Genomic DNA, 12957 nt, shown 5'->3' with positions numbered 1-12957 from the left:
TTAATTAAAATGACAAGTACCGTATTAAAACCATCTTCCCATCCCCTATCCGCATACATTGACATCTTGGAATCAGGTCAAGCTTTACTGCCTGAATCTATGGAAAATGTGGTTGAAGTTATCGGCGTGCTGAAAAGTTATGGTATTGTTTTAGATGCCTATTCTCGCAATCTCAACTATATTGCCGAAGAACAGTTTTTAGTGCTTTTTCCGTTTTTTAAATATTTCAACGGAGATGTGACTCTGCCAAAATTAATGCGCTATTTGTGGCACGATCGCATAAATTTTGAGTATGCTGAGTATGTTATGAAAACTATGCTGTGGCACGGCGGCGGGGGTTTTGACAGTTATTTGGATTCCCCGGAATTTAGCAGTTTGGTCGAAAAGGCGATCGCTGCTAAATTAAAAGGCAATTTTTTCATGCAGGGACTACACAAAGCCTTTCCCGATTTTTTGCCGGAACAAGTGCGGATGCTGGCTTACTACACCGCTCTCGGTCAGTTTTGGCGGGTAATGAGTGATTTATTTATCGACTTATCTGATTCCTACGAAGCCGGGAAAATTAAGTCGATCGCTGAGGTAGTTGATTTTATCTTAGCAGGTTTGGTTAGCGCCGCGAGTCTGCCAATTACCTACAGCGTCAAGATTCACGGTCAAGTCTACGATATCATTCCGGCATCGGCTAACTTGACATTTTTACCAGATGTAGCAGTGCCTTATGTAGAATCAATTTTCTTTCGGGGAACCGCTTTTTTTGGCACAGTTTCCTACAACGCTCAAGCCCATCAAATCCCGGAAGAACAAAGAGAATTTGCTTACGGGGCTTTGTTTGCTGACCCTTTACCGATTGGAGGTGCAGGGATTCCGCCAACTCAATTGATGCAAGATATGCGGCATTATTTGCCGGAGTATTTGCACGAAGTTTATCGCAGTAGCTGTCGGGGTGAAGACGATGTGCGGGTGCAAATTTGCCAGAGTTTTCAGAAGTCGATGTTTTGCGTGACGACGGCGACTATTTTGGGTCTAGCACCTCATCCCATGAATACCTCCGACCCAGAGGAAAAAAAGGCTAATCGAGCTTATTTGGAAGGTTGGATGGATCGATTTGGGGATTCTCGCTTGGATTGGGCAAATCAGCCAACTAACAGGGCCTGTCAGTTGTTCCCCGAACGGTAGGGCGACGGGTTTTTAGGGCGCAATGTCTCTAGGAGTTGTAAGAATATTACCTGAAGAAAGCAATTGCTTTCTTTTGGATACCTAAGCTCATCCTGGCGATCGCAATGATATCACGTCCCGTCAAATAGCCGTTATAAGGCAAGTAGTGGAAACTTCAGTCCTCAGACTTTTATGAGGACTGAAGTCCTCACTACCAAACAATTTTATAGTAGTCATTTTAGCGGACATAATATGACCTGAGAAACTGTTTGTTTTTGGGTCATTGTGATTGCTTTCATAAGAAATATATCCGCTAACGCTTAGACTGGCAATGACAGGGTAAAGCACTTCTTATTTCCCAAGTATCTAGATTCGGACTAGAAGACTCAGACCGTGAGAGTCCGTGCCACAAGTTCCCAGCAAACCATAAGTTTCTGCTAAATCTTTGACTAAAGCAGTTTGTATGGGACTCGGTTTCCAAGGATTGGGATTACCGTAAGCATAGTAAATCTCTACACCGTCAATGCCGAAACGAGAGGCTTCTGGGATTAGTTTATCTGCAGTCGATCGATACCGGCAAGGATGTGCGAGAACTGCTAAACCTCCTGCTTCATGAATAGCTTCAATTACCCTGGCTGCTGAATAACAATAAGTGCCTTCAGTGCTTTTACCTCGTAGGTATGGTTTGAGACTGGGATGTTGCGGATCGAAGGCGTAACCGAGAATGTGTACCTCATTGTTGAGCAATTCCGCATTAATTTCAGCGCCTATCCAGAGACTAGGTGCTTCGCTATTTTTATCGGGATGGTTTAATTTCCAATTGTCCAGCCAAATTTGAGCTTTAACGTAGCCTTGGGTGCTGTGGTGGTCTGTGATAGCTAAGCCTTTGAGACCTCCGGCTATGGCTTGTTCCATCAATTTCTCTGGCTGCAATCGGCCGTCGGAGTAGACTGTGTGCATATGAAAATTATAGGAACCCGGACAGCTATCGGCATCAATTGTCTGGAAGACTTGTTTGAGTGCTGAGATATTCTGGGCTTCTGGTTTGAGACTAGAAGGGGGGGAGGCAGCGAAATTGACAGCCATAAGCGTTATTATAGAAAAAACTAGCTTTGTTTATTAATATATCTAATAAATTGATATGTTGCACCTGTGGCAATAGTCGGCTGTGGGATTGAAACATCTGGCGGATTGTGGCGTTCGGCACAAGATATCAATTCACTCGCACATCTTGCACAATTCTCTATCCAGCATTTTATCGTCGGGTGGGGGCGGGTTTATGAGATTATTGATTTTAGGCAATTTATAGTTTGTAAAACTCGCCTTTACAGGTTTGTTGAAAATACCACAAGATATCAATTACTCCCACATATTGCATTGCATCAGGATTAACAACAGGCAAGATGCCTGTTCCACAAAGAGTAAATTTTATTGTGGGGTGGGCATCCTGCCCGCCCTTAAAAGGTTTGTGAAAAATGCCACAAGATATCAATTCAATCGCACTTTAAACCTGCCGCTGCGGCTGTGGGAAATTCGTTCGGCACAAAGGTGACGCCAAACACTTCTCTAGAACACGGTACAATATGCGCCACTCGTTTAGGAGGGTTTTTCCGATTTCCAGTCTTCGAGTCAAACTCAATTATACCCGTAGCTCCCTCGGCTTTAAAGTTGGGAGCGGCTAAGGTTTTTTGCATTCCTTCCCGGCTGGGTTCGGGCTGCATTTCTAGGGCTTTAATCAGGGTCCGGGCTGCATCGTAGGTTAAAGCCGATCGAGTATTGACCGGGCCTCCCCACAATTTTTCAGCGTTTTGCGGAAATTTTTTGTCAAAACTTATTAACGGATGCCAAAACACGGATACGCCCAGTTTTTCAACAGACTTTAGCTGTTTGGCTACTTCTAACGTTCTCAACTCGTACAGCGTCCATGGCCCCACAATCCAATTGCGATCGCCATTAGCTTTAATCATTTCGATGGCATTTTCTACGGAATTAGTTACTTGACCGTCTGGAAAGACGGCTATGGCTTTTATTCCGGCTTTCTCAACTTCTTCTATCGCTGCTTCTGCGCTGAAATCATTTTTGGATAAGTTATTATAATTTCTGAGTCTAAAAGTTTTGCCTCCTTTGGCTTCAAATTGCTTGGTAAATTGTTCCCACAAAGAATAGCTGAACGGACTGTCTGGATTGTAAAAAACTGCTACTTTTTTTTTGTTTACGCTCAGCAAGTGATTTACTAAACCTTCAGCTTCTATGCTAGTTGTCGGAGCCGTGCGAAAGAAAAATTTTCTAGGTTTTCGCGTCAGTTCTTCTGTTGTGCTTCCCGGAGAAATGGCGACCAGTTGATTTCGATTATAAATATCTACTGTTTCAACCGTCATGTCGCTAGTATAGTGTCCGATGACTGCTAGAATATCGGGCTGAGCGACCAGATCCTTAGCCCTTTGAACGGCGTAGGATTTGATATTGCCATCATCAGCAATGATGATTTTGAGACCTTTTCCTTTAATAGCTTTTGGTTCTAGAAAGCCTTGACCGGGAAAATCTTTATTGTTCTCATTTGCAGCCAGAAGACCTAAATTAACTTCGGTTTGAGCTTGAGCAATGCCGCGGAGGAGTTCTTCTGCTAAATTTGCGTTGAGGATGCTACCGTCCTGATTGCGGCGGATAGGAACAACAATTGCGATCGTGTAATATTCTGCATTTATTGCCTTTAGCAGAGCATTGTTGATGTAAATTAAAGTTTCTGGATCTCTGCGGTCTTCCCGCCAGGACTGTTTGAGCAATTTTAAAGCTTCGGGATAATTTGAGTCGGCACACTCATTGATTCCCCTTTGTTTTGACCACAGGGCGGAGGTTTGCACTAAGAGTTTTTCGCCGGAACTTACACCATCTGGAGAGGGGGTAGGCAGCGTTGGTTGCGAGGAAATGCTGGGGATTAGCGGGGAAATTCTGGGGATTAAAAGTACGATCGCCAATGCAGCTGCCAGCCCCGCAACTCCGAACAGCAACCAGCGCCAGGGCTGCGGCGGTGGTTGCGGTGGCGGTGGGGATTGAAGCGAATCCAAGGCTTGCAATACCTCAGCAGCAGATTGGTAGCGCTGCTGAAAGTTGAAACACACCATTGTATTTAAAATATTTCTTAGACCATCGCTAACTGGTTCAGATGTTAAATAACCCCAGATAATGTCGCAAGTTTCAGGGTCTTGTGGCAGATTGGTGGGACGCCGCCCGGTGAGGGCTTGAATCGCGATGATTCCTACTGCATAAATATCATTGTAAGGTTGCGGGAACGACCGCGGATCGTGTTGTTCTGCAGGCATATAACCCCTGGTGCCTATCGCCTGCGATGTCAATATTTCACCTGTATTGCTAGAGGTGTAAGTGCTGATTTCCTTTACAGCCCCAAAATCAATTAAAACAATTTGTCGATCGGTTTTGCGCCGAATTAAGTTAGCAGGTTTAATGTCTCGGTGAATAACATTTGCTTGATGAATAGAGTTTAAAATTTCTAATATTTCCCATAAAAAGGCGCTCGCCTGTGCTTCCGTCCACTGCTTACCCTGAGCGATTTCTTGACTTAGGAGAGTTCCTTCAATGAATTCTAGAACTAAGTAAAAATTGCGATTAATCTCAAAATGATCGAACAATTGGGGAATGCGCGAGTTATTGCTGAGAGTCTGCAAAGCCCTAACTTCCGTTTGAAATCGCCTCCTGGCTCTTTCCAATACCTGGGGATTTTCGGATTGAGGAAAAGGAATTTCCTTGATAACGCACGGGGGATTATCTGGGTTTTGTAGATCTTGAGCGGTGTAGGTTCTAGCAAATCCTCCCTGTCCTAATCGAGCAATGATTCTGTAGCGTCCGGCCAGTATCTCTCCGGGATTGAGACACATAAATTTTAGAGTTCCTTGTGGAGGTGCGATCGTTGATGTTGATTATAAGCTTTTTTGTTGCCGGATACAGCTTGGCGACATATCAAAGTCCTCTGTGTCTCTATCAAAAACACTATAACTCTCAGCAATTACCACTTCTATATTAGTTATGACTGATGACTACTTATAAATTATCTTTCCGCTAACTTGCTGAGTACAAAAGCAGCTAAAAACCCGCAGACAGTAATTAGTCCAGCAAAATCGTGAGTTTCCTCGAATGCTTCGGGAATCATAGTATCTGAGATCATTGCTAAAATACCCCCTGCTGCTACGGCGGTAGTTGCAGCTATTACTTCCGCAGAAAAGCCGCTGAAAACCGTATATCCTAACAATGCTGCGATACCGGAAATAACTGCGATCGCGCCCCAAACTCCAAAAACGTAACCCATCGATCTCCCTGCTTTTTTCATACCGGCGGCACTGGAGAGCCCTTCGGGAATGTTGGAAAGAAAAATTGCTGCTACTGTCACCCAACTAACACCGCCTCCAGAAATCATGCTGACACCAACGACGATCGACTCCGGTATCCCATCTAACAGGGCGCCGAGGGCGATGGCTAATCCGCCATCGCCTGACTCTGTTTTACCTGGGTGCAATGCGCCCGATCGCTTGCGGTGTTTTGCTCCCTGTTGACTCAAAAACCAATTGGCGGCTGTATAGACAGTAGCGCCCCCCAAAAAGCCGATCGCTGTAGAGTCGAAACCGCCGCGCTTGTAAGCTTCATCCATCAGTTCAAAGGATAGCGCTGAAATCAGCACACCAGCGCCAAAAGCCATAATTGTCGCGATCGCGCGCTGGGGAATGCTGACAAAGTAACCCACCGCCGCTCCCAGTAGCAATGCCGACCCCCCTAGTAAACCCCAAAATCCTGCCTGCAACCACACTGGAAACATCAGCCGCACCTCAAAGGAAAAAAATTTTTATCCCCGCCTAAAAATTATATATAGGACTTACGGATGGGGGCCAGAAACCGCGTTGTTTACCTAATCAGTTAAGTACATTCATAATAGTTAGAGTCGCTAGTGTTCCAATCAACATTAACTTTTTTACCCCAGGATTCGATGGACTCGAAACCAGCGATAGCCGTAGGGTTCTAAGGGAATAGAGGGCGAGTCGGCACCGAGAGATTCATACAGGCGATCACCAAATAAATCGAACAGAGGGGTGTATTCGTGAGATTTCAGCGTAGCGGTACAAGGTTTGTCGGCTAAATTGTGCACAGCAATCACCGTCCTGCCTTGCCAGTCGCAGCATTGGGCTAACACCGAGGGAGAGTCGGTTTCGAGAATGTGCCACTTGCCCCTACCCCACTCAGGACATTGCTTGCGGATGCTGATGGCACGTTCCATCCAGTTAATTAATGAGGCAGGATCGCGCTGCGCTGCGACGACATTGACTTGTTTGTAACCGTATTCTCCGTGGGCGATCGTAGGTCTGGCAAGGGCATCAGTTGCAGCCGTCGAGAAGCCACCATTCGGTGCATCTGACCATTGCATCACCGTGCGGACGCTGCCTCGACCTTCGAGCGAAAGGTCATCACCCATGCCAATTTCTTCGCCATAGCGCAGCATGGGTGTACCAGGCAGGGTGAAAAGCAAGCTGTAGACCAGTTCAATCCGGCGGCGATCGCCTCCCATCATCGGTGGTAAGCGACGACGAATCCCGCGCCCGAAAATTTGCATAGTTTTCTCAGGGGCAAACGCTGCAAAAATTTCCTCTCGTTCCGATGAAGTAATGCGGTCTAACGTCAGTTCATCATGGTGGCGCACAAAATTAAGCCACTGACAAATAGGGGGAATATCGGGTAAGGTTTTTAGTCCATCGCGCAATGCTGTGGATTCTTGACGCGCCAGTGCCAAAAACAGATGCTGGTTCAGCAAAAAGTTGAACAGGATGTGCATTCTGTCGCCCTCAGCAAAGTAGACAGGAATTTGCTCGCGATCGACATTTGCTTCTGCCAGCAACACAGCATCACCCTGACGCGATGACACAAACTCTCTCATTTCTTCCAAGAAACCTCGCAGGCTTTCGGGGTCTGCACCTTCGATGCCAATTCCTTTAATTAAAAAGGGAACAGCATCAATGCGAAATCCAGACACCCCCAGTTCTAACCAAAAACCCATAATTTTGCAGATTTCTTCTCGTACCGCCGGATTGGCAATATTCAAATCTGGCTGTTCTTTATAGAAGTGATGCAAATAGTAAGCCTTTGCTTGTTCGTCGTACTCCCAAATACTGTCCTCGGCATCGGGAAACACCAGCAACTCTGGATCTGCTTTGGGTGGATTTTCTGACCACACGTAGTAATTGCGATACTTGGAGTTTTTATCGCTTTTGGATGCCACAAACCAAGGATGCTGATTAGACGTATGATTTACTACCAGATCGATCAGCACGCGAATTCCTCGTTCCCTTGCTTGGTGCATGAACTCGACAAAATCTCCCAGGGTTCCCAGTCGCGGGTCAATGTTGTAGTAATCCATCACGTCGTAACCATTGTCCCGGTTAGGGGAAGGATAAAACGGCAGCAACCACAAACAAGTAATTCCTAGGGCGGATAAATAGTCTAGGCGGTTGATAAGTCCCTGAAAGTCGCCCACACCATCGCCGTCCGAGTCCATGAAGGTTTCAACATCAAGGGAGTAGACAATTGCATTTTTATACCAGAGGTCTTTCATTGCAGTAAATTTCTTAATAGAGAAACGGCGTAGCATGGCTGTGTTCAGAAACCCGGTCACAGGGCTATTTAGGAAGCTGAATGCCACGGCTATAGCTCATCTTTCGGAATCTGATTCTTAAGTCATATTTGTCCCAATTAAAAATATATCAATATAAAGTAGATGAAATATTTATCAAGATAATAAATTACGTTTTTTCAATAAATAAAAAAATAACGGTTGAGCAGGCTGACTACCATTACGAGGAGCGATCGCTACCAATTTCCGATTAGATGTTCATCCAAATAGCCAACTTGTTTAGCTTGTAGCTGCACTGTCTTCCCTCTCTTTCGCCAAGACAGTGCCAAACCACCAACCTTAGTTAAATCAGCCAGCCCTTGTCAGTCCTGACGGCATAGGAGGTGTGTTTGCCTTTAGCAAGGGCCCATGCTGCCAACTAATCTTCTACCCAATTGAGTAACCCAAGAGAAGTAACAGCTCCAAAAAAGTGAGCGCCAATCAAATTGACGTTTGCCATCGTCACAAAAATATCTAAGGAACGAATCACATTTTCTGGGGCATAAGCTGCCATCGCTTGGGGCTGACTAAGAGTTTTTGCTAGGACTACAGCAACTGTTTCTTCAGAAGCGACAAACGCGATTAATACCCCCACCAAACTAGAAACTAATCCAATCCGTAAGGTGTGAGTAATATGTTCTTTGCTGGGATATACCTGGGAATTTTCGGCGTGCAAAAGTCGCCCTAAAAGCCTATAGCGAAAATCCCAAAAAATTCTAAAGCACAGCAATAACAGACCAACTACCGCTAAAAATATGCCGAACCCAATACCTGCATTATTATTGGTTTGATCGCTCATGTTGCGACCCAACATAGCAAACAATAAAACTATGCCGGAAACAGCACCAAAGAATAACTGTATCCAAAAGCTAAATCTACTAAACAAGCGAAAAGTGGCGACAAATTCGCTTTGGGTCAGGGGTTGCGACAAGGATTCTGGTTGATTCACTTGAGTCATTATATACACCTTATTGCTGAATTAATCGTCAAAGCAAACGACGTAAGAAATAGGTTCGGCTTGTCTTCCTGTCGCAAGCGATCGCCTTGTGGTTAGCTATTAGAGTTTTCCTGAAAAGTCAGTTAAGGGCAGGACAGGATGCCTGATGTTTGGGAACCGAATTAGGCAATTTCCGGTAAATAAAAGGTTGAACTCAACACAGGCACTGCCATTGTGGTTGATTTCATTTTCCTAAAATCCTCCCGGTTCTGAACAATCAACTTCTTGCGACAATGGGAATTTAGAGTCTTAAAAATCGACTTAGGCAAAACGTCTATTGTCTTTGTTCACCATTTCAAAATCTTGCTTCTATATACCATTTAATCAAACTAGCCCAACCTTGCCATCTGCCTGATGCCATAAGAAAATATCCACCTGGGGGAAGATGATTGAGGAAAAAATTATGATATTGCTTTCAGTTAAGTGCGAGCGCTCGCACTATTGGCGATCGATGCTTGATTCCCAAGTGTGGCACAGGGCCGCATCCTTTCTTGCAACGTCCATAAGCTAGTTAGGGCCACTATTCCAGATTCCCAACTATTCATATGCGAGTTGGGAGCTATTGGTTGCAAGCAAGATTAGCCGGACAATTTTTTTATCACCTTCCCAGTAGTGACGATTTAGCCAAACAAATTTAAACGATTTTTAGGTGAACAAATTCGCCTATTTATCAGTTGTATTCCCACTATCTAAGCCTGATTATCCATAGTGTATTAATTATAGTTTTTACCCTACTTCGGGTAAATCCGATGCCATACCCCAACTATCAGCATTTTTACCGCTTTTTAGCGTCAGCAAGCCGATGAAATTATCTCAAAATGCGAAGAGGGTTTAATCGGTTGGTTGGCAGGCATTGCATAAAGCATAAGTTTTATTGTTATAGCAATCCTTGCAGGAGTCGTAAATCTTTTACCCCACCCCAATCCTCCCCGCGAGTTCGGGGAGGGAGTAAGAAATTCACAAAGGATTTAGGCTTGCTATATTACGAGCATTATTGGTTTGTTTGCTTTGCAAGTGATACTGCCTTTTTTTAACTGGGTTGTGGCATTTATATTAGTTTTGCTTCTCTATATGGGCGAATTTTTAAGCGTAATTTCAGCACCGCTGCCTTTATTATATTCGCCTTGGAAAACAGGCGAGGTGTTGTTGCTCTATTTTCTAATTAAACAAATTCCAGCAGGCAATTTTGTCACCCCGATCCTTATAAAAAAGCAGGTATCTTTGCTTTCCAATTGCACCTTAGCACTCTAGACAGTATTGAGATTTTTATTTGATTTTATGGGATTATTTTTAGCGTCGCCAATTCTAATTGTTATTAAAACTTTGGTTAAAGAAGTTTTCATCAAAGATCTACTAGACTGCTGGCCGACTGCTCCATCATGAAAGCCATCGTTTAGCCTATAAAGCTATATTTGTCAAGGCTAATAAATGTGAAATTTATCAATCAATCAACCGCTGACACTCCCGCTCAAGACAGATGAAAAAAATATCTAAACAAGCTAATAATTAAATTATTATAGATAATAACATAAATTATTTGTTTAAAAACTCAGTTAAGTGGAAAGGAATTCACCATATGCCTATGCCAGTAGTCGTTAACAACTAAAGTATAAAAAACATGAAACCTCACAACTCACCCACCGACAACATTAAACACTCAATTGGACAGGCAGCTTCTCATCCCTGGTTTGAGCGACTCGCAAGATTGGGATATGCTTCCAAAGGCTTAGTTTACTTTATTGTCGGTTTTTTAGCAGCACAAGCAGCCTTTAGTATGGGCGGCAGGACAACCGATACTAGCGGTGCATTATCAGCAATTGTTAACCAACCTTTCGGTAAATTTCTACTATTTCTTGTAACGATTGGCATTATTGGTTATGCCCTTTGGCGTATCGTTCAGACAATTCTAGATCCAGAACACCAAGGACAGAAAATGGATGCCAAGCGAATTGCCCAACGCATTGGCTACGCCTTAAGTGCTTTAGGTTACGCAGGTTTGGCTTTAACGGCTGTAAAACTGATAATGGGTTCGGGCGGTGGTAATAGCAATACAAACGAAGATTTGACCGCCAAAATTTTAGCGCAACCGTTTGGACAATGGCTGGTAGGATTGGCAGGCTCAATTGTTATTGGTGTAGGATTTTCTTATTTTTACGAAGCATATAAAGCTAAATTTCGCCGCCATTTCAAGTTAGATGAAATGAGTCCAACCGAGCAAAAGTGGGCGACACGGTTGGGTCGATTCGGAATTGCTGCCCGTGGAGTTGTTTTCGTTATAATCGGTTTTTTCTTAATTCAAGCAGCAAGGCTATCGGATGCTAGTCAAACGAAGGGATTGGGCGAGGTGTTGGCAATTCTGGCACAACAGCCTTTTAGTCCGGTGATTTTGGCTCTAGTACCTTTGGGTTTAATTGCCTATGGCATCTACTCGGTAATTGAAGCTCGCTATCGGCGAATTTTAGGCTCATAACCTTGGCCGTTATACAGAAAGTTATGAATTTTGAGTACAACATTATTTTTGGCAAATCAAAAATAAATTTAACTCAAAACTCATAACTTTTACTAGGCGTCCTGATTAAATCACCTGCTTTTAAGTCGGGATATTTTAACTCAAAAGTCAGGGCGGGCACGGGGGCACCGCCCCTACTCAACTCAAAACTCCTAAAAACTTATGGCACAAATTGGTTATCACGCTTCCCACGAACAGTTTAAGCCCAGCGAACTGCTGAAATATGTCCAAATGGCAGAACAAGCTGGCTTTACCCATGCCCTTTCTTCCGATCACTTTCATCCTTGGAGTGAAGCGCAAGGACAAAGTGGTTTTGCTTGGTCTTGGTTGGGTGCAGCAATGCAAGCAACGCCGAGGCTTTCCTATCGGGTTGTTTGCGCTCCCGGACAGCGGTATCATCCGGCTATTATTGCCCAAGCTGCGGCAACGTTGGCAGAAATGTTTCCAAATCGTTTTTGGCTCACGGTTGGCAGCGGTCAAGCGTTGAACGAACATATTACTGGGGATAAGTGGCCGACTAAGAGCGATCGCAACGCGCGCCTCAAAGAATGTGTCGATATTATCCGCGCCCTTTGGGCAGGAGAAACCGTCACCCATCGCGGTTTAGTGTGCGTAGAAGATGCAAAACTCTATACCCGCCCGGAAATTCTCCCATTAATTATCGGCGCGGCAGTTACCCCAGAAACCGCAGAATGGGTGGGCCGTTGGGCTGATGGATTAATTACTACTTCTCGCCCACCTGAAAAGTTAAAAAAAGTCGTCGATGCGTTTCGTCGCGGTGGCGGAGAAGGGAAACCAATGATTTTGAAAGTGCAGCTTTCCTATGACAGTAATGCAGAGAAAGCACTACAAGGCGCTCACGATCAATGGCGTAGTAACATCTTCAAAAGCAAAATGTTGACAGAACTGATAACACCCGATCAATTTGATGCGGCCGGGGAGTTTGTGCAACCAGATGAGTTATATCAACACGTCCGCATCTCGGCAGACCAAGAGCAGCATATTGAGTGGTTGCAAAAAGATATTGAATTGGGGTTCGATCAACTAATTTTGCACAACGTTAACCGAGAGCAAGAGCAGTTTATTGAGGTGTTTGGCGAAAAAGTAGTGCCAGCGCTGACAAAAAGTTGATCTTGGCATCTACCTAATTCAAGACTTTGAATTCTGATTCAATAATTGCTGAATCTCAGCCCGCAAGGCAGCAATTTCAGTTTGAAGTGCTGTAATTGATTTCGCTCCTGCTAATTCTGCTTCGTCATCCTCTGCATCGCGACCAATAAAAAATGTGGCGATGGTCGCAGTTACATAACCAAAAACCGCAAACGCATAGAGTGCCAGAACAAGACAAAGTATGCGACCTTCTGGCGTTTTGGGCCAATATTCCGAACCCATTGTCATCATTAGCATAGCCGTCCACCATAAGGCTGTGCCGTAATTATTTAACCCGGAGGAACCATCGGCGAAATCTTTTTCAAAAGCATACATCCCTGCTGCACCTACCAAGGTAATAATTATCGTTAGTCCTACGACATAACCAAATCCGCGACGGCTAATACCAATTTTATGTGAAGTTGCATATAATAGAGAGATAGCTTGTATGGTGCGTTTATGAGTCGTAGTTTAAAAATC

At 44.3% G+C, this 12957-nt stretch carries 9 protein-coding genes; 3 read left to right on the top strand and 6 right to left on the bottom strand.

Features of this window, described 5'->3' with window-relative positions:
- Positions 1–9 precede the first annotated feature (9 nt).
- Complete coding sequence (locus QUA42_RS11735; protein ID WP_333137447.1) at positions 10–1176, top strand: CO2 hydration protein; 1167 nt, start codon at positions 10–12, stop codon at positions 1174–1176.
- 345 nt (positions 1177–1521) lie between these two features.
- Here the strand turns inward: QUA42_RS11735 and QUA42_RS11730 are convergent, their stop codons facing one another.
- The 5 genes from QUA42_RS11730 to QUA42_RS11710 form a co-directional block, all read right to left on the bottom strand.
- Entirely contained in the window at positions 1522–2241 is a 720-nt protein-coding gene (locus QUA42_RS11730) for a PHP domain-containing protein (RefSeq protein ID WP_333137446.1), read from the bottom strand.
- Positions 2242–2648: 407 nt separating this feature from the next.
- Positions 2649–5048, bottom strand: a complete 2400-nt coding sequence (locus QUA42_RS11725; protein ID WP_333137445.1) for a bifunctional serine/threonine-protein kinase/ABC transporter substrate-binding protein — start codon at positions 5046–5048, stop codon at positions 2649–2651.
- Between the two features lie 170 nt (positions 5049–5218).
- Complete coding sequence (locus QUA42_RS11720) at positions 5219–5980, bottom strand: ZIP family zinc transporter (protein WP_333137444.1); 762 nt, start codon at positions 5978–5980, stop codon at positions 5219–5221.
- A 153-nt stretch (positions 5981–6133) separates the two neighbouring features.
- Positions 6134–7765, bottom strand: coding sequence for an alpha-amylase family protein (locus tag QUA42_RS11715; RefSeq protein WP_333137443.1), 1632 nt, complete (start codon positions 7763–7765; stop codon positions 6134–6136).
- Between the two features lie 436 nt (positions 7766–8201).
- On the bottom strand, positions 8202–8780 hold the full coding sequence (locus tag QUA42_RS11710; protein ID WP_333137442.1) for a DUF3611 family protein: 579 nt from the start codon (positions 8778–8780) through the stop codon (positions 8202–8204).
- 1657 nt (positions 8781–10437) lie between these two features.
- On the opposite strand from QUA42_RS11710, the gene QUA42_RS11705 reads away from it, so the two are divergent.
- Entirely contained in the window at positions 10438–11289 is an 852-nt protein-coding gene (locus QUA42_RS11705; RefSeq protein WP_333137441.1) for a DUF1206 domain-containing protein, read from the top strand.
- 201 nt (positions 11290–11490) lie between these two features.
- Positions 11491–12459, top strand: a complete 969-nt coding sequence (locus QUA42_RS11700; protein ID WP_333137440.1) for a TIGR03885 family FMN-dependent LLM class oxidoreductase — start codon at positions 11491–11493, stop codon at positions 12457–12459.
- Positions 12460–12477: 18 nt separating this feature from the next.
- On the opposite strand, the gene QUA42_RS11695 is transcribed toward QUA42_RS11700, so the two are convergent.
- Positions 12478–12837, bottom strand: coding sequence for a potassium channel family protein (locus QUA42_RS11695; RefSeq protein WP_333137500.1), 360 nt, complete (start codon positions 12835–12837; stop codon positions 12478–12480).
- Positions 12838–12957 lie beyond the last annotated feature (120 nt).

Origin of the sequence: Microcoleus sp. Pol11C2 (assembly GCF_036701505.1) — a bacterium.
GTDB lineage: Bacteria > Cyanobacteriota > Cyanobacteriia > Cyanobacteriales > Microcoleaceae > Microcoleus.
Note: the sequence above shows the minus strand (reverse complement) of the source record. Positions and strands in the feature narration are given on the sequence as shown.